This is a genomic window from Flavobacterium ammonificans, assembly GCF_020885975.1.
Classification (GTDB): Bacteria; Bacteroidota; Bacteroidia; order Flavobacteriales; family Flavobacteriaceae; genus Flavobacterium; species Flavobacterium ammonificans.
On record NZ_AP025183.1, the window covers coordinates 23,084 to 45,467 of the forward strand.

Below are 22,384 nucleotides of genomic sequence, written 5' to 3' on the forward strand. Positions count from 1 at the left end.
TTATAAAAAAACGAGTTAAGATAGATTAAATTATTAAAACAATAATTTAATTGAATAGTTGCTAGATAATTATCAAAAAACAATTAGTAAAATAAGAATAATTCTAATGGATAGAATATTAATAAAAATCAGTATACAACTAGGGTTAATTACAGAATTTGACTTATAATTTCTTCTTCTGTAATCCCTTCAGTATCTGCTTTATAGTTTTTTATAATTCGATGACGAAGAATACCAACTGCAACCGCTTTTACATCTTCAATGTCAGGAGAATATTTCCCATTAAAAGCTGCATGTGTTTTAGCTGCTAAAACTAAATTTTGCGAAGCTCTTGGACCAGCTCCCCAATCTAAATAATTTTTCACATAGTCATTTGACAACAAACTGTCTGGGCGTGTTTTACCAACCAAACCTACGGCATATTCAATTACATTATCTGCAACAGGAATTCGACGAATCAATTGTTGAAAATCAATAATTTCTTGAGCCGAAAATAAGGATTGAACTTCCCATTTCTTGTCTGATGTCGTTTGTTTTACAACTAGTACTTCTTCTTCAAAAGTGGGATATTCTAATTTGATAGCAAACATAAATCGGTCCAATTGGGCCTCTGGCAAAGGATAAGTTCCTTCCTGCTCAATTGGGTTTTGAGTAGCTAAAACAAAATAAGGTAAATTTAATTGGTGTTGATAGCCCGCTACAGTAACCGAACGTTCTTGCATCGCTTCTAACAAAGCTGCTTGAGTTTTTGGAGGAGTCCTGTTAATTTCATCCGCTAAAACAATATTGGTAAAAACAGGTCCCTTAATGAATTTGAATTGCCTATTCTCGTCCAAAATTTCACTTCCTAAAATATCTGAAGGCATCAAATCTGGTGTAAATTGAATGCGCTTGAAATCCAAACCTAAGGCTTGCGCCAAAGTATTCACCATTAATGTTTTTGCAAGACCTGGCACGCCTACTAATAAAGCATGACCTCCAGAAAAAACAGCCAGTAAAATTTGATCTATAACCGCATCCTGCCCAACAATAATTTTGGCAATTTCATTTTTAAGAGCAGTTCTTTTTTGAACTAAGTTATGAATAGCGGCTACATCAGACATAGTATAGGACGATTTAAATTAAAAAGAGTTAGCAACATGATTTGAATTCATAAAGCTAACTCTTTTTTGATTTATTTTAAAAAATTATTTTTTCAACCAATTGTTTGTAAATGAACAATCTTTATATTCTCCAATTATTTTTATATAGGTGTCTTTAATTTTATCATCAAACCATTTTCCGATAGCTTTGATTTGCTTCTCCTTTAAAGCTAATTCTTTTATTTTAGTATAATCTTTGGCATAATCAGCGGTATGCTCATTAATTCTATTAGTTACGGTAACCAATTTAAATTGTTTTTTCCCTTCTTGCGGCTCCTCAACAAATGGACTTGACAATTCATTTTCTTTTAAATTAGAAACTTGAGCATACAAACTCGGATCCATTTTTGTCAATTCAAAACGGGTGTCTTGTGTTTTTGGATTAATTAAAACTCCACCATTAGTTCTAGTTTCTTTCTCATCAGAAAGGGTTCTGGCTGCTTCCGCAAAAGTAATTTCTTTATCTACAATTCGTTTACGAATTAAAGTGATTTTCTCTTTAGCCTCAAGTAAGGCTTCCTCTGTAACTTTTGGTGCTAATAAAATGTGACGCAATTCAACTTCTTGCCCTTTAACTTTCTCAACAAAAATAATATGATACCCATATTCTGTCTCAAAAGGCTCTGATATTTCTCCTTCATCAAGACTAAATGCAACATCTTTGAATTCTTTTACAAATGGAGTTTTTCGGTTCATTTTGTAATAACCACCACTGGATCTTGATCCTGGATCTTGAGAATAAAGTACCGCTTTGGTTGCAAAACTTGACCCTTCTTGAATCTCTTTTTTGAACCCATTCAATCGATCTATAACTTTCTGTTTATCAGCATCCGAAATTTTAGGTTTAACCACAATTTGGGCAACCTCCATTTCAGCACTAAAAACAGGTAATTCATCTTTTGGTATTTTTTTGAAAAAATTTCGAACTTCTTCTGGAGTAATTTCAACATCATCTACAATTTTCTTTTGCATTTCTGTCGTTAACTTGTTCTCTTTTAAAATATCAAAAAAATATGTTCTAAAGTCTTCTTCATTATCTTTCTTGTAGTATTCTACAATTTTATCCATAGAACCTAACTGCTCTGTCATATAATTCAAACGTTCATCCATCATAGTTTTCACCTCTGAATCTGTAACCTTGACACTGTCCTGAACTGCTTGATGCGCATACAGTTTATCTTCCATTAGCTTACCTAACATCTGACATCTTGTTATATCTTTTACAGAACCACCTTGACTAGAAATTTCTAAATAAGCTTTGTCAATATCTGAATCTAGGATGATATATTCCCCCACTGTAGCAATAATTCCATCAATTTTCATTTTTTTAGAAGAATCTACTTTTGGAGTTTCTTTTACGGGATTGTCTTTGATAATTTCTTGAGCAGAAACCAAGGCAACTGAAAAAATAAGTAGTAAAGTTAAAATGTGTTTTTTATTGTTTAAAAAACTTGAGATAAACGGAAATTGAAAAATCATTTTTATTGGTTTATTTAATGAACAAATCCAAAGCAATACAAAGACTGACTTAGTTTGTAGACTTAAAATAGTAAAGTCGAAAATTTAGTTTAGAAATCAAAATTAACTTAAATTCCATAACTGCCAACAAAAATAACAAATACAATAGAGAATACAAGTGAAGTGAGTACTATTAACAAAAAATTATTAAGATGCTTGCTAGAATAGCTTTTTCAATTAAAGCGCTATTAATCCTGGTTATCGGAAAACTTCATTCTATTGAAGTTAAGCAGCATTAAAATCATTTAAAGTGTTACTATTGAGGCAAACTAAATTGATTTAAATTCAATCCTTGAAATACATCATAGAAATAAAATTGTAATTAGTTATTTAGTGAAGTAAATAGTATTTTTGCAATCCATTATAGCAATTATGAGTTTTTTAGAAGAAATACAACGCAGGAGAACATTTGGAATTATTTCCCATCCCGATGCCGGGAAAACTACGCTAACTGAAAAATTACTTCTTTTTGGAGGGGCGATTCAGGAAGCGGGTGCTGTGAAAAATAATAAGATCAAGAAAGGTGCAACATCCGATTTTATGGAGATTGAACGCCAAAGAGGGATTTCGGTTTCGACTTCGGTTTTGGCATTCAATTATAAGGAGAAAAAAATCAACATTCTTGACACACCCGGGCATAAAGATTTTGCTGAAGATACGTTTCGAACGTTAACTGCAGTAGATAGTGTAATTGTTGTGATTGACGTTGCTAAAGGGGTCGAGGAACAAACTGAAAAATTAGTTTCGGTTTGCCGAATGAGAAACATCCCAATTATTGTCTTCATCAATAAATTAGACCGTGAAGGAAAAGATGCTTTTGACTTGATGGATGAAGTGGAGCAAAAGTTAGGATTGACAGTTACACCTTTGAGTTTCCCAATCGGAATGGGATATGACTTTCAAGGAATTTACAATTTATGGGAGCAAAACATCAACTTGTTTAGTGGCGATAGCCGCAAGAATATTGAAGAAACAATAGCTTTTTCAGACGTGCAAAGTCCGGATTTAGAAAAAATAATTGGCCAGAAACCCGCTGATAAATTACGTGAAGAACTAGAATTAATCGACGAGGTTTATCCAAAATTTGACCGTCAGGACTATTTAGACGGAAAATTGCAACCTGTATTTTTTGGTTCAGCTTTGAATAATTTTGGGGTTAGAGAATTGCTAGATTGCTTTGTAGCCATTGCTCCTTCACCTCGACCTAAAGATTCAGAAACGCGTTTAGTGGATCCAAAAGAAGAAAAAATGTCGGGCTTTGTATTCAAAATCCACGCGAATATGGATCCAAAACACCGTGACCGTTTAGCATTTATCAAAATTGTTTCGGGAACTTTTGAACGCAACAAACCGTATTTCCACGTACGACAAAAGAAGAATTTAAAATTTTCAAGTCCCAACGCCTTTTTTGCAGAAAAAAAAGAAATTGTAGATATCTCCTACCCTGGTGATATTGTGGGATTGCACGATACCGGAAACTTCAAAATTGGTGATACGTTAACCGAAGGAGAAGCAATGAGTTTTAAAGGTATTCCGAGTTTCTCACCAGAACACTTCCGTTACATTAATAATGCTGACCCATTAAAAGCGAAACAACTAGACAAAGGAGTAGACCAATTAATGGACGAAGGAGTGGCGCAGTTGTTTACACTAGAAATGAATAATCGTAAAGTAATTGGAACGGTAGGTGCACTTCAGTACGAAGTTATTCAATACCGTTTAGAACATGAATATGGTGCAAAATGTACCTATGAAAACTTTCCCGTTCACAAGGCTTGTTGGGTAAAACCAGATGATGCTAAAAATGAGGAATTCAAAGAATTCAAACGCATCAAACAAAAGTTTTTGGCACACGATAAATACGGACAATTAGTTTTTTTAGCTGATTCTGATTTTACAATTCAAATGACGCAAAGTAAATACCCTACCGTAAAATTATTTTTTACTTCAGAATTTGATTAGATAGAAAAAAAGAGGCTCCAAATATTGGAGCCTCTTTTTTTTATGCTTGTCCCGCAGGACCAAAATTCAGTGGAATTGGAACTTGCTCTGTATCTTTAATTTCGCCATGAGCAACTTCAAAACGATGTATATTTTCTCCAATAGCTTTTAATAATCTTTTAGCATGTTGGGGAGTTAAAACAATTCTTGATTTAACTTTTGCTTTAGGAATTCCCGGCATAATGCTCACGAAATCTAAAACAAATTCTGAAGAAGAATGATTAATTATAGCCAAATTAGAATAAATCCCTTCAGCTGTTTGCTCATCTAATTCAATATTGATTTGCTCTTGTTGCTCCATAATAAAAAGATTAAAAAAGTAAAAAAATCAAAGTCTGTATTCCTACAGACTTTGAAAATTTATGAATTGAATTAATAAATATACTCCTCTTTGTTAGCCATCATTTCATTGTAATCATCTTTAGATCCAACAATAGTATGATCGTATTCTCTCATACCTGTACCTGCTGGAATTCTGTGACCTACAATTACATTTTCTTTCAGACCTTCTAAGTAATCAACTTTACCTGCTACTGCAGCTTCGTTTAATACTTTAGTAGTTTCTTGGAAAGAAGCTGCTGAAATAAATGATTTCGTTTGTAAAGATGCTCTAGTTATACCTTGAAGTACTGGCGTAGCAGTTGCTGTAATTACATCACGTGCTACAACTAGGTTTTTATCTGTACGTTTTAACAATGAGTTTTCATCACGCAACTGACGCGGTGTGATAATTTGTCCTGGTTTCAATGTATCAGAATCACCTGCATCTTCTACCACTTTCATTCCGTATAACTTATCGTTTTCTAAGATGAAATCTTTAGTATGGATTAATTGATCTTCTAAGAACAAAGTATCTCCTGGATCTTGAACACGTACTTTACGCATCATTTGACGAATAACTACTTCAAAGTGTTTGTCGTTAATTTTCACCCCTTGTAAACGGTATACTTCTTGAATTTCATTTACCAAGTACTGTTGTACAGCAGCTGGCCCTTGAATTCTCAAAATATCATCAGGAGTAATAGCACCATCAGACAAAGGAACACCTGCTTTTACAAAGTCATTTTCTTGAACCAAGATTTGACTAGATAATTTAACTAGGTATTTCTTCACTTCACCAAATTTAGATTCGATGATGATCTCGCGATTACCACGTTTGATTTTTCCGAAAGATACAACACCGTCAATTTCAGACACTACAGCTGGATTTGATGGATTACGAGCTTCTAACAACTCGGTAATTCTTGGTAAACCTCCAGTGATATCTCCAGATTTAGAAGAACGACGTGGAATTTTAACTAAAATCTTACCGGCTTTAATTTTCTCGCCATCATCAACCATCAAGTGAGCTCCAACAGGTAAGTTGTACGAACGAATCAATTCATTGTCTTTACCATAAACCAATAAAGTTGGAATTAATTTTTTGTTTCTTGACTCAGAAATTACTTTTTCTTGGAAACCAGTTTGCTCATCAATTTCTACCATGAACGATTGTCCTTGCTCTAAATCTTCATAAGCAATTTTACCAGTAAACTCAGAAATAATAACTCCATTATATGGATCCCATTTACAGATTACTTCTCCTTTTGCAACTGACTGTCCGTCTTTTACAAAAATACTAGAACCGTAAGGTATATTATTTGTACTTAATAAAATACCTGTTTTTTCATCGATTAATTTCAATTCAGTAGAACGAGAAACAACAATATCCACAGCATTTCCTTCGCTATCTTCTCCTTTAACTGTTTTTAAATCTTCGATTTCAAGTTTACCTGGGAAACGAGCAATAATACTTGATTCCTCTGATATACCTCCCGCAACCCCACCTACGTGGAATGTACGAAGTGTTAATTGTGTTCCAGGCTCTCCAATAGATTGAGCAGCAATTACACCAACTGCTTCTCCTCTTTGCGTGATTTTACCAGTAGCTAAGTTTCTACCGTAACATTTAGCACAGATTCCTTTTAAAGCCTCACAAGTTAATGGAGAACGAACTTCAACTTTTTCAATTGGTGAAGCTTCAATTGCTTTAACAATTGCTTCTGTTATTTGTTCTCCAGATGCAACTAATACTTCGTTATCCAAAGGATTAATAACATCTTGTAATGCAACTCGTCCAAGAATTCTTTCACCTAAAGATTCAACGATTTCTTCGTTTTTCTTCAAAGCAGAAACTTCAACACCTCTTAAAGTACCACAATCATCAATATTTACAATAACATCTTGAGAAACGTCATGTAATCTTCTTGTTAAGTACCCTGCATCCGCAGTTTTAAGAGCGGTATCCGCTAGACCTTTACGAGCACCGTGAGTAGAAATAAAGTACTCAAGGATCGATAGACCTTCCTTAAAGTTAGATAAAATCGGGTTTTCAATAATTTCACCACCACCAGCAGTTGATTTTTTTGGCTTAGCCATCAAACCACGCATACCAGTCAATTGACGAATTTGTTCTTTAGATCCCCTTGCTCCAGAATCAAGCATCATATACACAGAGTTGAAACCTTGTTGGTCTTCTCTAATGTTTTTCATTGCTGCCTCTGTCAATTGAGCATTGGTTGAAGTCCATACATCAATAACTTGGTTATAACGTTCGTTATTGGTGATAAGACCCATGTTATAGTTAGCAGAAATACCTTCAACTTGCGCTCTTGCATCTGCAATTAATTGTGGCTTTTGATCTGGAATTCTAATATCTCCTAATGAGAATGACAATCCACCTTTAAAGGCAAATTTGTACCCCATATCTTTCATATTATCCAAGAAAGCAGCTGTAGTAGGTACATCAGTTACACTTAAAATGTGACCAATAATATCTCTTAAGTTTTTCTTAGTTAATACATCATTGATGTATCCAGCAGCTTCAGGAACTACTTCATTAAACAAGACACGACCTGCAGTAGTTTGGATTATTTTGTAAACCAACTCTCCATTTTCGTTAAAATCTTTAGCTCTAATTTTTACACGAGCATTCAATTCTAATTGTCCTTCGTTTAATGCGATGTTTACCTCTTCAGCAGAATAGAAAGTCAAATCTTGACCTAAAATTTTATGCTCAGGAGTTGATAAACGTTCTTTGGTCATATAATATAGACCCAAAACCATGTCTTGAGAAGGTACCGTGATAGGAGCTCCGTTAGCAGGGTTCAAAATATTGTGAGAAGCCAACATTAATAATTGTGCCTCCAAGATTGCTTCTGGCCCTAATGGCAAGTGAACTGCCATCTGGTCACCATCAAAATCCGCGTTGAATGCCGTACACACTAAAGGGTGTAATTGGATTGCTTTTCCTTCAATTAATTTTGGCTGGAACGCTTGGATACCTAAACGGTGCAAAGTAGGAGCACGATTCAGTAATACTGGGTGTCCTTTAATTACATTTTCAAGGATGTCCCAAACTACAGGCTCTTTTTTGTCAATTATTTTTTTAGCTGATTTTACCGTTTTAACAATACCTCTTTCAATCAATTTACGGATTACAAAAGGTTTGTACAATTCAGATGCCATATCTTTTGGGATACCACATTCGAATAATTTCAACTCAGGTCCGACAACAATTACCGAACGAGCAGAATAATCCACACGTTTTCCAAGTAAGTTTTGACGGAAACGTCCTTGCTTACCTTTCAATGAATCAGATAATGATTTTAATGGTCTGTTTGATTCTGTTTTTACTGCAGATGCTTTACGAGTATTATCAAAAAGTGAATCCACAGATTCTTGCAACATACGTTTTTCGTTTCTCAAGATTACTTCAGGAGCTTTGATCTCCATCAATCTTTTCAAACGGTTGTTACGTATAATTACACGACGGTATAAATCATTCAAATCAGAAGTAGCAAAACGACCTCCATCTAGTGGCACAAGCGGACGTAATTCTGGTGGAATAACTGGAACTACTTTCATAATCATCCACTCAGGACGGTTCTCACGGTTCAAGTTAGACTCACGGAAAGATTCTACAACTTGTAATCTTTTTAATGCTTCTGTTTTACGTTGTTTAGACGTTTCGTTATTAGCGCTATGACGTAAACTGTATGACAACTCGTCTAAGTCGATACGTGCTAATAAATCCATAATACACTCTGCTCCCATTTTGGCAACAAATTTATTTGGATCAAAATCGTCTAAATATTGATTGTCAGCAGGAAGTGTATCTAAAATATTCAAATACTCTTCTTCTGTCAAGAAATCTAATCGTTGTACTGGTTCTCCTTCAGCATTTTGAGCAATACCCGCTTGGATTACTACGTATCTTTCGTAGTAAATAATCATGTCTAATTTCTTAGACGGTAATCCAAGGATGTATCCAATTTTGTTTGGAAGCGAACGGAAATACCAGATATGAGCAATTGGCACAACAAGGTTGATGTGTCCTACTCTATCTCTACGTACTTTTTTCTCGGTAACTTCTACACCACAACGGTCACAAATAATTCCTTTGTATCGAATTCTTTTGTATTTCCCACAAGCACATTCAAAATCCTTAACAGGACCAAAAATTCTTTCGCAGAAAAGTCCGTCACGCTCTGGTTTGTGCGTTCTGTAGTTGATAGTTTCAGGCTTTAATACTTCACCTCTTGATTCTTTTAAGATAGATTCAGGAGAAGCAAGTCCTATCGAAATTTTATTGAACCTTTTAACTGGGTTCTTATCCTTATTGTTATTTCTATTATTCATCATAGTTTTTACTATTGATTTAATTGCAATTAAAAAATTGATTTAGATTTATGATATGTTTCAATTTGCGGTTAAACTCTTCAAAACAAATCATTCAGCTAATACCTCGAATTACTTCTCTAAACTTCAAACTCTATTTGAAGTGCTAGTTATAAAAACCTAAAGGCTTCAATAAAAAATCGGAACGGTTTACGGGTATAAATCCTTAAAAACTTATTATAAATAAGTATTCAGTTCCAAAAAATTGGAACTGAATACAGCATTCTGTTTTATTCTTCTAATCTGATATCTAAACCAAGACCTTTTAATTCATGCATCAATACATTGAATGATTCCGGCAATCCTGGTTCTGGCATTGATTCACCTTTAACGATAGCTTCGTAAGATTTAGCTCTACCAATTACGTCATCTGATTTTACAGTCAAGATTTCTCTTAATGTACTTGATGCTCCATAAGCTTCAAGAGCCCAAACCTCCATCTCTCCAAAACGTTGACCTCCAAATTGAGCTTTACCACCCAATGGTTGTTGAGTAATCAACGAGTATGGTCCGATAGAACGTGCGTGCATTTTATCATCTACCATGTGTCCTAATTTCAACATATAGATAACACCCACAGTTGCAGCTTGGTGGAAACGTTCTCCAGTTCCTCCATCATAAAGATGTGTATGTCCAAAACGTGGTACACCTGCTTCATCAGTCAAGGCATTGATTTCGTCTAAAGAAGCACCATCAAAAATTGGAGTAGCAAATTTTCTACCCAAGTTCATTCCAGCCCATCCTAAAACAGTCTCATAAATCTGACCAATGTTCATACGAGATGGTACCCCAAGTGGATTCAATACGATATCTACTGGTGTTCCGTCTTCCAAGAAAGGCATATCTTCATGACGAACGATACGAGCAACAATACCTTTGTTACCGTGACGACCCGCCATTTTATCCCCAACTTTCAACTTACGTTTTTTAGCGATATATACTTTCGCTAATTTCAAGATTCCAGCTGGCAATTCATCTCCAACAGTAATCGTGAATTTTTCTCTACGTAAAGCTCCTTGTAAGTCGTTCAATTTAATTTTATAGTTATGAATCAAATCATTAACCATTTTATTAGTTGCATCATCAGCAACCCATTGACCTTTACTTAAGTGAGCAAAATCTTCAACAGCATATAACATTTTTTGAGTATATTTTTTACCTTTTGGTAAAACTTCTTCACCCAAATCGTTCATTACACCTTGAGATGTTTTCCCATTTACGATTACGAACAATTTCTCAACTAATTTGTCTTTTAATTCAACAAATTTGGTTTCGAATTCTGATTCAAGTGCTGTTAAAGCATCTTTATCTTGCGTTCTCTTACGTTTATCTTTTACCGCTCTTGCGAATAACTTTTTGTCTAAAACAACACCGTGTAAAGAAGGAGACGCTTTTAATGAAGCATCTTTTACATCACCTGCTTTATCTCCGAAGATGGCACGAAGCAATTTCTCTTCTGGAGTAGGATCTGATTCTCCTTTTGGCGTAATTTTTCCGATAAGAATATCTCCAGGTTTCACCTCGGCTCCAATTCTGATCATACCGTTTTCATCCAAGTCTTTTGTAGCCTCTTCAGAAACGTTAGGAATATCATTCGTTAACTCTTCGTTACCTAATTTAGTATCTCTCACTTCTAATGAATAATCATCAACGTGAATAGAGGTAAAGATATCGTCGCGAACTACTTTCTCAGAAATTACAATCGCATCCTCAAAGTTGTACCCTTTCCAAGGCATGAAGGCTACTTTAAGGTTTCTACCTAAAGCTAACTCTCCATTTTGAGTTGCATATCCTTCAGATAAAACTTGACCCGGAACTACTCTATCCCCTTTTCTTACGATAGGTTTCAAGTTAATACTTGTTCCTTGGTTGGTTTTTCTAAACTTAATTAAATTGTATGTTTTCTCATCCGTATCAAAACTTACCATGCGCTCTTCTTCAGAACGATCGTATTTAATAGTAATGATGTTAGCATCAACGTACTCTACTACACCATGGCCTTCTGCATTTATTAAAACTCTAGAATCAGAAGCCACTTGACGCTCTAAACCAGTTCCTACAATTGGAGCTTCTGGGCGAATCAATGGTACAGCTTGACGCATCATGTTTGATCCCATCAATGCACGGTTCGCATCATCATGTTCCAAGAAAGGAATTAATGAAGCTGAAATCGATGCAATTTGATTAGGAGCAACGTCAGTATAATGAACATTTGATGGTTCAATTACAGGGAAATCACCTTCTTGACGTGCAATTACGTTATCAGCAGTAATTTTTCCTGAATTATCCATTTGAATGTTTGCTTGCGCAATCATCATACCTTCTTCTTCTTCTGCGCTCAAGTAAACCGGAGTAGATTCTAAATCAACTACACCATTAGTTACTTTACGGTAAGGAGTCTCAATGAATCCCATACCATTCACTTTTGCATAAACACCTAGAGAGGATATCAAACCAATGTTTGGTCCCTCTGGAGTTTCAATTGGACATAAACGTCCGTAGTGCGTGTAGTGAACGTCACGAACCTCGAAACCAGCTCTTTCTCTTGAAAGTCCACCTGGTCCAAGTGCAGATAATCTTCTTTTGTGTGTAATCTCAGCTAATGGATTCGTTTGATCCATAAATTGAGACAACTGGTTAGTTCCAAAGAAAGAGTTGATTACTGATGATAATGTTTTAGCATTAATCAAATCAATAGGTGTAAACACCTCGTTATCTCTAACGTTCATTCGTTCTCTAATAGTTCTAGCCATACGAGCTAAACCAACACCGAATTGTTGAGACAATTGTTCACCAACTGTTCTTACACGACGGTTTGATAAGTGATCGATATCATCAATCTCTGCTTTAGAGTTGATTAATTCAATCAAATATTTTACAATAGTAATGATATCTTCTTTGGTAAGCACTTGCTTTTCCATTGGGATATCCAAACCAAGTTTTTTGTTCATTCTATAACGACCTACTTCACCTAAGTTATAACGCTGGTCAGAGAAGAACAATTTATCGATAATGCCTCGAGCAGTTTCTTCATCAGGCGGTTCTGCGTTACGCAATTGTCTGTAAATATGCTCAACAGCTTCTTTTTCAGAGTTTGTTGGGTCTTTTTGTAACGTATTATGAATGATAGCATAATCACCTTGATTAGCATCTTCTTTATGTAACAAAATAGATTTAACGTTAGAATCGATGATTTCTTCTACATTATCTTTGTCGATAATCGTATCTCTATCAAGGATAATCTCGTTACGTTCGATAGAAACAACTTCGCCAGTATCTTCGTCAACGAAATCTTCGTGCCATGTGTTCAATACACGTGCCGCTAATTTTCTACCAATATATTTTTTAAGTCCTGTTTTAGAAACTTTAATTTCTTCAGCAAGGTCAAAAATTTCAAGGATATCTTTATCTCTTTCGAAACCAATAGCTCTAAATAAAGTAGTTACTGGTAATTTTTTCTTTCTATCGATATAAGCATACATTACGCTATTGATATCAGTAGAAAATTCTATCCAAGAACCTTTAAAAGGAATTACTCTGGCAGAATATAATTTAGTTCCATTAGCATGGAATGATTGTCCAAAGAAAACACCAGGTGATCTGTGCAATTGTGAAACAACTACACGTTCAGCACCATTGATAACAAAAGTACCACTTGGAGTCATGTAAGGAATTGTTCCAAGATATACATCTTGTACAATAGTTTCAAAGTCTTCGTGTTCTGGATCTGTACAGTACAGTTTTAAACGCGCTTTTAAAGGCACACTATACGTAAGACCTCTTTCTATACATTCTTGAATTGTATAACGTGGTGGATCTACAAAATAATCGAGAAATTCTAATACAAAGTTATTTCTTGTATCTGTGATTGGGAAGTTTTCCATGAAGGTATTATACAACCCTTCGTCGCCTCTTTCGTCAGATTTAGTTTCCAATTGGAAAAAATCCTTAAACGATTTAACCTGTACATCTAGAAAATCTGGATATGCAGGAATATTTTTAGTAGAGGCAAAATTCAATCTTTCAGTCTGATTCGTTATCATCGATGGACAAAATTTTGATTTAAAAAAAGTAATTTTTTGTGTAAAACACTGTTTAATTTATACTTTCTTTTTTGTAACCAACACATCTTTAAAAGCAAACTAAAACAGTGCACTCTTTTTCTTCGTATTGATCAAAAACTTTTTCGTATTTTAAACTAATTTATAATAAAATTGGCTATAATTTTATTATACGAAAAATGGTTTAGGTCATTGAGTTACTACTCAAGACCTAAACCTTGTTCTAAAACTATGTAAAAGTTATTTTAACTCAACAACAGCTCCAGCTTCTTCTAAAGATTTTTTAAGCCCTTCAGCTTCTTCTTTAGATACACCTTCTTTAACGTTGCTTGGAGCACCGTCAACTACATCTTTAGCTTCTTTCAAACCTAAACCTGTAAGTTCTTTTACTAACTTAACAACTGCTAATTTAGAAGCACCTGCATCTTTCAATACTACTGTAAATTCTGATTGCTCAGAAGCTCCACCAGCATCACCACCACCAGCAGCAACTACTACAGCTGCAGCAGCAGGCTCGATACCATACTCATCTTTTAATATTGTTGCTAATTCGTTAACTTCTTTTACTGTTAGGTTAACTAATTGTTCTGCGAATTGTTTCAAATCTGCCATTTTTTCTATCGTTTTAAAATGATTTGTAAAATATAATTTATTATTGTGCGCGTTATCTACACTTAATCAAGCAAAGCTTAATTAAGCAACCTCTTCGTCTTTGAAGTGGTTTTGAAGAGCAGAAATAACTCGTTGTGCTGGTGATTGAAGTAATCCAATAATTTCGCCAATAAGTTCTTCTTTCGATTTGATAGTTGCCAAAGCATCTAATTGATCGTCTCCAATGTAAATTTCAGAATTAATGAAAGCTCCTTTTAATACAGGCTTATCTGATTTTTTTCTGAAATCTTTAATGATTTTTCCAGGTGCATTAGCTATATCTGAAATAAAAATAGCGCTGTTTCCAGTTAATACTGAAGGTAAGTCACCATAATCATTATCAGAAGCTTCCATTGCTTTTGCAAGCAACGTGTTTTTTACAACCTCTAATTTAATACCTGCTTTAAAACAAGCTCTTCTCAAGTCTGAAGTAGTTTCTGCGTTTAATCCAGAAATATCAGATACATAAATAATATTTGTACCAGCTAACTGTGCAGTTAATTCTTCAATCGCGATTGATTTTTCTTCTCTAGTCATACTAAAAATTATTAACTACCAATTATACTGCTTTAGGGTCCAATGCAATAGCAGGACTCATTGTGCTTGTAAGGTGAATACCTTTAATGTAGGTACCTTTAGCAGCAGTTGGTTTAAGTTTGATTAATGTTTGAATAATTTCGTGTGCATTGTCATAGATTTTATCAGCATCAAAAGATACTTTACCTATTCCTGCATGTACAATACCAGTTTTGTCAACTTTGAAATCGATTTTACCAGCTTTAACTTCTTGAACTGCTTTTGCAACATCCATAGTTACCGTACCTGTTTTTGGGTTTGGCATTAAACCTCTAGGTCCTAAAACACGACCTAATGGACCTAATTTACCCATAACAGCAGGCATAGTGATGATCACATCAATATCAGTCCAACCGTCTTTAATTTTTTGAAGGTAATCATCTAAACCAACGTGGTCTGCACCAGCCGCTTTAGCTTCAGCTTCTTTATCTGGAGTTACAAGAGCCAAAACTCTTACATCTTTACCAGTTCCATGAGGTAATGTTACCACTCCTCTAACCATTTGATTCGCTTTTCTAGGATCAACTCCTAAACGTACTGCGATATCAACAGACTCATCAAATTTTGCAGAAGCAATTGCTTTAATCAATACCGAAGCATCTTTCAATGAATACAATTTGTTCTTTTCAATTTTTGAAGCAGCCTCTTTTTGCTTTTTTGTCAATTTTGCCATGTCTTTCTCTTAATTAAAAAGGAGCGTCTCCTGATACAGTTATACCCATAGATCTAGCTGTTCCAGCTACCATACTCATTGCTTTTTCAATTGTAAAAGCATTTAAGTCAGGCATTTTGTCTTCAGCAATTGCTCTAATTTGTTCCCAAGTAACACTAGCTACTTTTTTACGATTAGGCTCTCCTGAACCAGATTTTAGCTTTGCAGCTTCCAATAACTGAACTGCTGCTGGAGGAGTCTTAACGACAAAATCGAATGATTTGTCTTTGTACACAGTGATTTGCACTGGACAAATTTTGCCAGGTTTATCTTGAGTTCTAGCATTAAATTGCTTACAGAACTCCATGATGTTTACCCCAGCAGCTCCTAAAGCAGGTCCAACCGGTGGCGACGGATTCGCAGCACCTCCCTTAACTTGTAGTTTAACTACCTTACTAATTTCTTTAGCCATTTTTTAAAAAATTTAACATTACACTCAATGGAAGCGAGAATAATGGTTATTATAGATGTAACAAAAATTATACTTTTTCAACTTGCATGAAACTTAATTCTAATGGAGTCTTTCTTCCGAAAATTTTCACCATTACCTCAAGTTTACGCTTTTCTTCATTTATTTTTTCAACTGTACCGTTGAAACCATTAAAAGGTCCATCAATAACCTTAATAGTCTCTCCTATGTTGAAAGGTATAGACTGAGTATCTGTTGTAACAGCTAACTCATCCACTTTACCTAACATTCTATTTACCTCTGCAATACGCAAAGGAACTGGCTCACCATTTTTAGTTTCACCTAAAAAACCAATTACACTAGTAATAGACTTAATAATATGCGGAATCTCACCAACTAAGTTAGCTTCAATCATAACATAGCCAGGAAAATATACTTTATCCTTAGCTATTTTTTTACCGTCTTTAACAGTAACTATTTTTTCTGTCGGTACTAGAACTTGAGAAACATAATCTCCCATCCCTAGACGCGTAATTTCAGTCTCGATATAAGCTTTCACTTTATTCTCTTGACCGCTTACTGCACGAACGACATACCACTTCTTGATATTATTATCTGTCATTACAAAAAAATTAAGCTTTTAACCAGTTAAAAAATCCAGCTAATGCTTTTGCAAAAGCCTCATCTACTCCCCAAGTTGCCAAGGCGAATACCACTGAAAAAACAGCAACAACAATTGTTAGACGTTGTACTTCAGACCAAGCTGGCCAAGTTACATTTGATTTTAACTCTTCAAATGCTTCCGATATGTAATTAACAACTTTTGTCATTATGATATATATTTTGCACGGGCGGAGGGATTCGAACCCCCATCAACGGTTTTGGAGACCGCTATTCTACCCTTGAACTACGCCCGTTTGTTAATAAAAGCCAGTAATGTTTCCACTACTGGCTTTTCATTTCTATACTTAAAAAGTACTATAGAATTTCAGTTACCTGACCAGCACCTACAGTTCTACCACCCTCACGGATAGCGAAACGTAAACCTACATTCATAGCAATTTCGCTCAATAATTTAACTTCAATAGTTAAGTTATCTCCAGGCATTACCATTTCTACACCAGCAGGTAAAGTAATTACACCTGTTACGTCTGTTGTACGAACATAGAATTGTGGACGGTAGTTATTGTGGAATGGTGTGTGACGACCACCTTCTTCTTTTTTCAAGATATACACCTCAGCTTTGAAGTGAGCGTGTGGTTTTACAGAACCTGGTTTTACAATAACCATACCTCTTTTGATATCTTCTTTAGCAACACCTCTTAACAAGATACCTGCGTTATCTCCAGCCTCACCTCTATCAAGGATTTGACGGAACATTTCGATACCTGTAATAGTAGATGTCAATTTCTCAGCACCCATACCGATGATTTCAACTGGATCTCCAGTGTTACAAACTCCAGTTTCGATACGACCTGTAGCAACAGTTCCACGACCTGTAATTGTAAATACATCTTCGATTGGCATCAAGAATGGTTTTTCAGTATCACGAACTGGCTCTTCAATCCAAGCATCAACAGCTTCCATCAATTCAATGATTTTAGGAACCCAGTTTGGATCATTGTTCAATCCACCTAAAGCAGAACCTTGAACAACAGGACCATTATCTCCATCATACTCGTAGAAAGATAATAAATCTCTGATTTCCATTTCTACTAATTCTAATAATTCCGCGTCATCAACCATATCCACTTTGTTCATGAATACAACGATTCTTGGAATACCTACTTGACGTCCTAAAAGGATGTGCTCACGTGTTTGTGGCATTGGACCATCTGTAGCAGCAACTACTAAGATAGCACCGTCCATTTGAGCAGCACCAGTAACCATGTTCTTAACGTAATCCGCGTGACCTGGACAGTCAACGTGAGCGTAGTGACGGTTAGCTGTTTCATACTCTACGTGTGAAGTATTAATTGTAATACCTCTTTCTTTTTCTTCTGGAGCATTATCAATTTGATCAAATGATTTTGCTTGACAGTAACCAGCATCAGATAATACTTTCGTGATTGCTGCTGTTAAAGTTGTTTTACCGTGATCCACGTGTCCGATCGTACCAATATTTAAGTGTGGTTTCGAACGGTTAAAGGTTTCTTTTGCCATTTTACTTAATTTTTAATCTTAGTTTATATTTATTAGTGTTCAAATATTCTTTTTTTGAGCCAATGACGGGAATTGAACCCGTGACCTCTTCCTTACCAAGGAAGCACTCTACCCCTGAGCTACACCGGCAAGGATTGTAAAGTTTTCACCGGCGACCTTAAATTTTGAATCAATTTAGATTTAAAATATAAGACATATTAGGATTACAAGCAAGCTTATGATCCGTAAGGGTGAACCCTTACTAAATTTTCAAATCAAATTTTTTATTAAAACAAGTTTTATAAAAAATTTCATTACTGAAAATTTTGTGGGGAGAGCAGGATTCGAACCTGCGAAGTTCACACAGCAGATTTACAGTCTGCCCTCGTTGGCCGCTTGAGTATCTCCCCTACTTTTTTTATTTATTTAACGTCAACCGACATAGAGCCGGCGGAGGGACTCGAACCCACGACCTGCTGATTACAAATCAGCTGCTCTAGCCAACTGAGCTACGCTGGCAAATTCAATAAAAAAAGTCCGCTATTTCTAACGGACTGCAAATGTATAGATTTTATCTCTGTTTCAAAACATTTTTTTAAAAAAAATTACTTTAAACAGTTGATTTCGTTTTTTCTTTCCTTTTTACCAATAATCGCTCCAAAGATTCAGCTATCAAATCGACTGCTTCTTCAAATGTTCTACATTGTTTTTTTACTATAAAATCATCTCCTGGAACATTGACGATGATTTCAACAAATTTATTTTCTTTATCACTGGTGTTCTCCACTTTTAAAAAAACATCCGATGAGACAATCTTATCATAGTACTTCTCCAATTTATCCATTCTTTCCTGAATAAAATCAACTAGCTTTCTGTCAACTGAAAAGTTAACCGCGTGAACACTTACCTTCATAATCAAATAAATTAATAATTAAACATTTGAAATTATTTTGAATTTCTTGGATGAGCCTCCTGGTATACTTTTTTTAGTTCAGACAAACTATTATGTGTATACACCTGAGTTGAAGCCAAACTAGAATGCCCTAATAATTCCTTGACTGAATTTAAATCGGCACCGTTGTTCAGTAAATGAGTAGCAAACGTATGACGTAATATATGCGGACTCGTTTTTACTTTTTCGGACACAGTACTAAAGTACGAATTTATCAATCGGTACACAAAAGAATCATTTAATTTAACTCCTTTTTTAGAAAGAAAAAGACAATCAACATTCATATCGTTTACAATCGCAGCCCTTTCTAGAAGATAACGCTCCAATAGTGAGGTGATTACGGGTAAAAGAGGCAGTATTCGCTCTTTATTTCGCTTTCCTAAAACTTTGATTGTTTTATTAGCCAAATTAATGTTTGCTATTTTCAAATGCAACAACTCCGTTCTTCGCATTCCAGTTGTGTAAAATAAATCGATAATCAACTTATCTCGAATAGCCTCAAACCCAATTGGATTTTGCATTCCATCTAAAACAGCATTCACTTCTTTTTCAGAAAAAGGAATTTGGATTTTTTTTGGCGTTTTTAATGCCTTGTGTTTGGTAAGCGGACTGACTTCAATTTGTTGGGTTTTTAAAAGAAATTTATAGAACGCCTTAAGTGACGCAATTTTTCGATTTACCGAAGTAGCAGACACTTCAGCATCTACTAAAGAAACAATCCAGCTCCTAATTTGACTGTAATTGGCTTTTTCAATAGTTGATTGGTCGAAATGAACCGAATTGAACAATTCAAAAGAAGAAATATCATTCCAATAGGCAGTAACAGTATGTGGAGAATATTTTTTCTCCAACTGCAAGTAATCTCGAAATGCTTCTTTATTATTCTTCATAAAAAAACCGTTAGCATCAAAATTATATAATTTCAATGACTAACGGTTAGTATTTGATTAAATTTAGATATTAACTCTCTAAATTATCTCTCATGTTTTGGATGTAAGCCGCTTTCTGGAATTTCATTCTATTCGTTACAGATGGCTTAATGAAAGCTTGACGTGCACGCAACTGACGAACAGTTCCTGTTTTATCAAATTTTCTTTTATAGCGCTTTAATGCTCTATCGATATTTTCTCCGTCTTTAATTGGTATAATTAACATAATATAGACACCTCCTCTCGTTAAGGTTACAAATGTATACAAATAATTATGAATTAAAAATTAAAAACTACAATTATTCTACTGCTGGCTTATAATTTTGTTTGTCCAATATCATTTTAGATAAAATTTCCTTCATAATTTCAGAAGTTCCACCGCCTATTGGCCCTAATCGACTATCTCTAAACAACCTAGCTAAAGGATATTCTTCCATATAACCATAACCTCCTAACATCTGTAAGCAACTGTAAATTGCGTCATCTGCTACTTTAGTAGATTTTAACTTGGCCATGGTAGCTTCTTTAACTACATACTCCCCTTTATCCAAACGGGCAATTGCTGCATAATTAAATATCTTACAATGCTCTACCTCAGTTGCATGTTCCACTAAGGTATGGCGTAATGCTTGGAATTTATTAATGGTCGTACCAAAAGCTTGGCGTTGTTCCATATATTCAATAGTATAATCAATAGCATATTCAGCTCTTGCATGTGCGTTAATAGCCATTATCAAACGTTCAAAGGCGAAATGTTGCATAATGTAAGGAAAGCCTTTATTCAACTCTCCCATTAAATTTCCTGCAGGAATTTCAACATTATCAAATGCTATTTCAGCAGTATCAGAAGCTCTCCAACCTAATTTATCCAATTTGGTTGCTGAAATTCCTGGTGTAGTAGTGTCTACTAAAAAAATACTTATTCCTTTATTCCCTAGTTCGGGTTGCGTTTTTGCTGCTACTATATAATAGTCTGCGTATACACCATTAGTAATAAAAGTTTTAGAACCATTAATTATATATGTATCACCTGACTTTACAGCTGTTGTTCGCATGCCAGCAACATCACTCCCTCCAAAAGGCTCCGTAACACATAGGGCTCCTATTTTATCACCTGCAATACTTGGAGCTAAATACTCTTGTTTAACACGCTCGTCTCCTTCAGCATTTAAATGCGTCATGGCTAAATAGGCATGTGCCCACATTGCCGCAGCAAAACCAGAAGATTTAATTTTTTGTAATTCTTCCAAAAAGATTACGGTGTAAAACAAATCTAAGTTCAGACCCCCATATTGGGTTGGATAATTAATTCCGAAGAAGCCCATTTCTCCCATTTTCTTCCATATAAAGCGATCTATGGTTCCGGATTTTTCCCATTGTTCAATGTAAGGAACTACTTCTTTTTGTAAAAAATCACGGAAGCTTGCTCTAAATAAATGATGCTCTTCTGAAAAATATACTGAATTCATTGGTGAAAATTAAAATTTAAGAATTGATTCTTTTTATTAGAATTCCAAATATAGTGCGATTATTTTTATTTTATCGTTAGGCATTCCCTTAATTTTTGTTAAATCCGCAATTTCTTTAATATCTCCATTCATTGATCTGTACTTCACAATTTCTTTTGCTAAACTATAATTGAAATAGGGAAATTGCGATAACTCTTTAACTGACAACTCATTAATTGCAATCTTCTTGAAAGAAGTTGTTGTGGAAGATTTAATAGTGAATTTTTTCTGCAAGTCTTGAATTGCTTCAGGATTAAGACCCCAAATAAATTGAAACTGTTCCATGCTCAAAAAAACCTGAAAGCGTTCTCTTTCTAGCAATAGTCTTGTTGCAAGCTTCTCTCCTATTCCATAGACCGCTATTAAATCTTCTTTAGAAGCAAGATTGATATCTTGTTGAACAAAAAGATGCTGTTGTTTTGAATAAGCCTGTTTATAGGAGCCTCTAGTTTGAGTAGCTCTTTTTGTCACCCAAGAGGGAAATTTAAAATACGGAGCTAATTCATTTAAAAGGGAGTCTGAAACCAAAGTTACTTTTTGAAATTCTTCAGCTGAGTTCACATAACTATTTTTTCTCCTAAAAGCATGAAGCCTGTCAATTTCAGCCACAGACATCCCTAACTTATAGCCTTTATAATCCGAAATAAAGTTGGGGTTAAATGGAAATACTTTCTGTTTCTGGGTATTAAAATTCTTCTTTTCTACGTCTAATTCCGATTGAATAGCCATCCATTTTTCCTTTTCAGGATCAGATTTTAAGGGCATCCGAAAATCGAAGAAAAAAATAAACAGTTGGAGGATAATTATAATGCTAAACAAAAGTAGAATGCCCTTTGCTTGAGCTTTGGAGAAAATAAAAAACGATACAAAATTTGAAAATTTCATGATTTGGGGGTTAGAATTTGGAACTATAAATTTAAATAAATACCTGAATTATGCTTTCAAAAAATAAAAAAAATGCTGTGAAACATGGAATAAAAAAAACATCTTCTATTTTTTACAACTTTAAAAGCAATTATTGTTTTTATTTTTTATAAAAATCGATACATTTGAAACCTAATAAC

Annotated in this window: 18 protein-coding genes and 4 tRNA genes; 1 reads left to right on the plus strand and 21 read right to left on the minus strand. The window is 34.7% G+C overall.

Going from position 1 to position 22,384, the window contains the following annotated elements:
* Positions 1 to 149 precede the first annotated feature (149 nt).
* Positions 150 to 1,103: an AAA family ATPase gene (locus LPC23_RS00100; protein WP_229330103.1), complete on the minus strand. Its 954-nt coding sequence runs from the start codon at positions 1,101 to 1,103 to the stop codon at positions 150 to 152.
* Positions 1,104 to 1,187: 84 nt separating this feature from the next.
* Positions 1,188 to 2,621, minus strand: a complete 1,434-nt coding sequence (locus LPC23_RS00105) for a peptidylprolyl isomerase (protein WP_229330105.1) — start codon at positions 2,619 to 2,621, stop codon at positions 1,188 to 1,190.
* Between the two features lie 411 nt (positions 2,622 to 3,032).
* On the opposite strand from LPC23_RS00105, the gene LPC23_RS00110 reads away from it, so the two are divergent.
* On the plus strand, positions 3,033 to 4,622 hold the full coding sequence (locus LPC23_RS00110) for a peptide chain release factor 3 (protein WP_229330107.1): 1,590 nt from the start codon (positions 3,033 to 3,035) through the stop codon (positions 4,620 to 4,622).
* A gap of 40 nt (positions 4,623 to 4,662) precedes the next feature.
* Here LPC23_RS00110 and LPC23_RS00115 read toward each other — a convergent pair whose 3' ends face one another.
* The 19 genes from LPC23_RS00115 to LPC23_RS00205 all read right to left on the minus strand — a co-directional run bounded on the left by LPC23_RS00115 (position 4,663) and on the right by LPC23_RS00205 (position 22,085).
* Complete coding sequence (locus LPC23_RS00115; RefSeq protein WP_229330109.1) at positions 4,663 to 4,962, minus strand: DUF3467 domain-containing protein; 300 nt, start codon at positions 4,960 to 4,962, stop codon at positions 4,663 to 4,665.
* Between the two features lie 71 nt (positions 4,963 to 5,033).
* The gene (gene rpoC / locus LPC23_RS00120; protein ID WP_229325303.1) at positions 5,034 to 9,344 is read right to left on the minus strand and encodes a DNA-directed RNA polymerase subunit beta'; all 4,311 of its coding nucleotides are present in this window, start codon (positions 9,342 to 9,344) and stop codon (positions 5,034 to 5,036) included.
* 266 nt (positions 9,345 to 9,610) lie between these two features.
* Complete coding sequence (rpoB, locus tag LPC23_RS00125) at positions 9,611 to 13,423, minus strand: DNA-directed RNA polymerase subunit beta (protein WP_229325305.1); 3,813 nt, start codon at positions 13,421 to 13,423, stop codon at positions 9,611 to 9,613.
* A 258-nt stretch (positions 13,424 to 13,681) separates the two neighbouring features.
* Positions 13,682 to 14,053 (minus strand): 50S ribosomal protein L7/L12, encoded by a 372-nt coding sequence (gene rplL, locus LPC23_RS00130; RefSeq protein ID WP_229325307.1) that lies wholly within the window; start codon positions 14,051 to 14,053, stop codon positions 13,682 to 13,684.
* A gap of 81 nt (positions 14,054 to 14,134) precedes the next feature.
* Entirely contained in the window at positions 14,135 to 14,629 is a 495-nt protein-coding gene (rplJ, locus tag LPC23_RS00135; protein ID WP_229325309.1) for a 50S ribosomal protein L10, read from the minus strand.
* A 22-nt stretch (positions 14,630 to 14,651) separates the two neighbouring features.
* Positions 14,652 to 15,341, minus strand: a complete 690-nt coding sequence (gene rplA, locus LPC23_RS00140; RefSeq protein WP_229325311.1) for a 50S ribosomal protein L1 — start codon at positions 15,339 to 15,341, stop codon at positions 14,652 to 14,654.
* Positions 15,342 to 15,354: 13 nt separating this feature from the next.
* The gene (rplK, locus tag LPC23_RS00145; protein ID WP_066324992.1) at positions 15,355 to 15,792 is read right to left on the minus strand and encodes a 50S ribosomal protein L11; all 438 of its coding nucleotides are present in this window, start codon (positions 15,790 to 15,792) and stop codon (positions 15,355 to 15,357) included.
* A 67-nt stretch (positions 15,793 to 15,859) separates the two neighbouring features.
* Positions 15,860 to 16,411 (minus strand): transcription termination/antitermination protein NusG, encoded by a 552-nt coding sequence (nusG, locus tag LPC23_RS00150; protein WP_229330111.1) that lies wholly within the window; start codon positions 16,409 to 16,411, stop codon positions 15,860 to 15,862.
* Between the two features lie 10 nt (positions 16,412 to 16,421).
* Positions 16,422 to 16,619: a preprotein translocase subunit SecE gene (gene secE, locus LPC23_RS00155; protein WP_229325315.1), complete on the minus strand. Its 198-nt coding sequence runs from the start codon at positions 16,617 to 16,619 to the stop codon at positions 16,422 to 16,424.
* 16 nt (positions 16,620 to 16,635) lie between these two features.
* Positions 16,636 to 16,706, minus strand: a tRNA-Trp gene (locus tag LPC23_RS00160).
* Positions 16,707 to 16,767: 61 nt separating this feature from the next.
* Positions 16,768 to 17,952, minus strand: a complete 1,185-nt coding sequence (tuf, locus tag LPC23_RS00165; protein WP_229317261.1) for an elongation factor Tu — start codon at positions 17,950 to 17,952, stop codon at positions 16,768 to 16,770.
* 57 nt (positions 17,953 to 18,009) lie between these two features.
* Positions 18,010 to 18,081, minus strand: a tRNA-Thr gene (locus tag LPC23_RS00170).
* Positions 18,082 to 18,260: 179 nt separating this feature from the next.
* Positions 18,261 to 18,341: transfer RNA gene (locus LPC23_RS00175), tRNA-Tyr, on the minus strand.
* A 35-nt stretch (positions 18,342 to 18,376) separates the two neighbouring features.
* A tRNA-Thr gene (locus tag LPC23_RS00180) sits at positions 18,377 to 18,450 on the minus strand.
* 91 nt (positions 18,451 to 18,541) lie between these two features.
* Positions 18,542 to 18,844 carry a ribosome hibernation-promoting factor, HPF/YfiA family gene (hpf, locus tag LPC23_RS00185; RefSeq protein WP_229330113.1) on the minus strand — a complete coding sequence of 101 codons (303 nt, stop codon included), beginning with the start codon at positions 18,842 to 18,844 and terminating at the stop codon, positions 18,542 to 18,544.
* Positions 18,845 to 18,876: 32 nt separating this feature from the next.
* Positions 18,877 to 19,773: a tyrosine-type recombinase/integrase gene (locus tag LPC23_RS00190; protein ID WP_229330115.1), complete on the minus strand. Its 897-nt coding sequence runs from the start codon at positions 19,771 to 19,773 to the stop codon at positions 18,877 to 18,879.
* Positions 19,774 to 19,843: 70 nt separating this feature from the next.
* Positions 19,844 to 20,038, minus strand: coding sequence for a 30S ribosomal protein S21 (rpsU, locus tag LPC23_RS00195; protein WP_229317267.1), 195 nt, complete (start codon positions 20,036 to 20,038; stop codon positions 19,844 to 19,846).
* 73 nt (positions 20,039 to 20,111) lie between these two features.
* Positions 20,112 to 21,281, minus strand: a complete 1,170-nt coding sequence (locus tag LPC23_RS00200; RefSeq protein WP_229330117.1) for an acyl-CoA dehydrogenase family protein — start codon at positions 21,279 to 21,281, stop codon at positions 20,112 to 20,114.
* 36 nt (positions 21,282 to 21,317) lie between these two features.
* Positions 21,318 to 22,085, minus strand: coding sequence for a ComEA family DNA-binding protein (locus LPC23_RS00205; protein WP_229330118.1), 768 nt, complete (start codon positions 22,083 to 22,085; stop codon positions 21,318 to 21,320).
* Positions 22,086 to 22,384: the final 299 nt, after the last annotated feature.

Bases quoted from the DNA above. Each gene is read 5' to 3' on its own strand.
- LPC23_RS00200 (WP_229330117.1), bottom strand. From the start codon at position 21,281: ATGAATTCAGTATATTTTTCAGAAGAGCATCATTTATTTAGAGCAAGC.
- LPC23_RS00205 (WP_229330118.1), bottom strand. From the start codon at position 22,085: ATGCCCTTAAAATCTGATCCTGAAAAGGAAAAATGGATGGCTATTCAA.
- tuf (WP_229317261.1), bottom strand. From the start codon at position 17,952: ATGGCAAAAGAAACCTTTAACCGTTCGAAACCACACTTAAATATTGGT.
- rplL (WP_229325307.1), bottom strand. From the start codon at position 14,053: ATGGCAGATTTGAAACAATTCGCAGAACAATTAGTTAACCTAACAGTA.
- rplJ (WP_229325309.1), bottom strand. From the start codon at position 14,629: ATGACTAGAGAAGAAAAATCAATCGCGATTGAAGAATTAACTGCACAG.
- rpoB (WP_229325305.1), bottom strand. From the start codon at position 13,423: ATGATAACGAATCAGACTGAAAGATTGAATTTTGCCTCTACTAAAAAT.
- rpoC (WP_229325303.1), bottom strand. From the start codon at position 9,344: ATGATGAATAATAGAAATAACAATAAGGATAAGAACCCAGTTAAAAGG.
- rplK (WP_066324992.1), bottom strand. From the start codon at position 15,792: ATGGCTAAAGAAATTAGTAAGGTAGTTAAACTACAAGTTAAGGGAGGT.
- LPC23_RS00115 (WP_229330109.1), bottom strand. From the start codon at position 4,962: ATGGAGCAACAAGAGCAAATCAATATTGAATTAGATGAGCAAACAGCT.
- LPC23_RS00190 (WP_229330115.1), bottom strand. From the start codon at position 19,773: ATGAAGAATAATAAAGAAGCATTTCGAGATTACTTGCAGTTGGAGAAA.
- LPC23_RS00100 (WP_229330103.1), bottom strand. From the start codon at position 1,103: ATGTCTGATGTAGCCGCTATTCATAACTTAGTTCAAAAAAGAACTGCT.
- LPC23_RS00110 (WP_229330107.1), top strand. From the start codon at position 3,033: ATGAGTTTTTTAGAAGAAATACAACGCAGGAGAACATTTGGAATTATT.
- secE (WP_229325315.1), bottom strand. From the start codon at position 16,619: ATGACAAAAGTTGTTAATTACATATCGGAAGCATTTGAAGAGTTAAAA.
- nusG (WP_229330111.1), bottom strand. From the start codon at position 16,411: ATGACAGATAATAATATCAAGAAGTGGTATGTCGTTCGTGCAGTAAGC.
- rplA (WP_229325311.1), bottom strand. From the start codon at position 15,341: ATGGCAAAATTGACAAAAAAGCAAAAAGAGGCTGCTTCAAAAATTGAA.
- LPC23_RS00105 (WP_229330105.1), bottom strand. From the start codon at position 2,621: ATGATTTTTCAATTTCCGTTTATCTCAAGTTTTTTAAACAATAAAAAA.
- hpf (WP_229330113.1), bottom strand. From the start codon at position 18,844: ATGAAGGTAAGTGTTCACGCGGTTAACTTTTCAGTTGACAGAAAGCTA.
- rpsU (WP_229317267.1), bottom strand. From the start codon at position 20,038: ATGTTAATTATACCAATTAAAGACGGAGAAAATATCGATAGAGCATTA.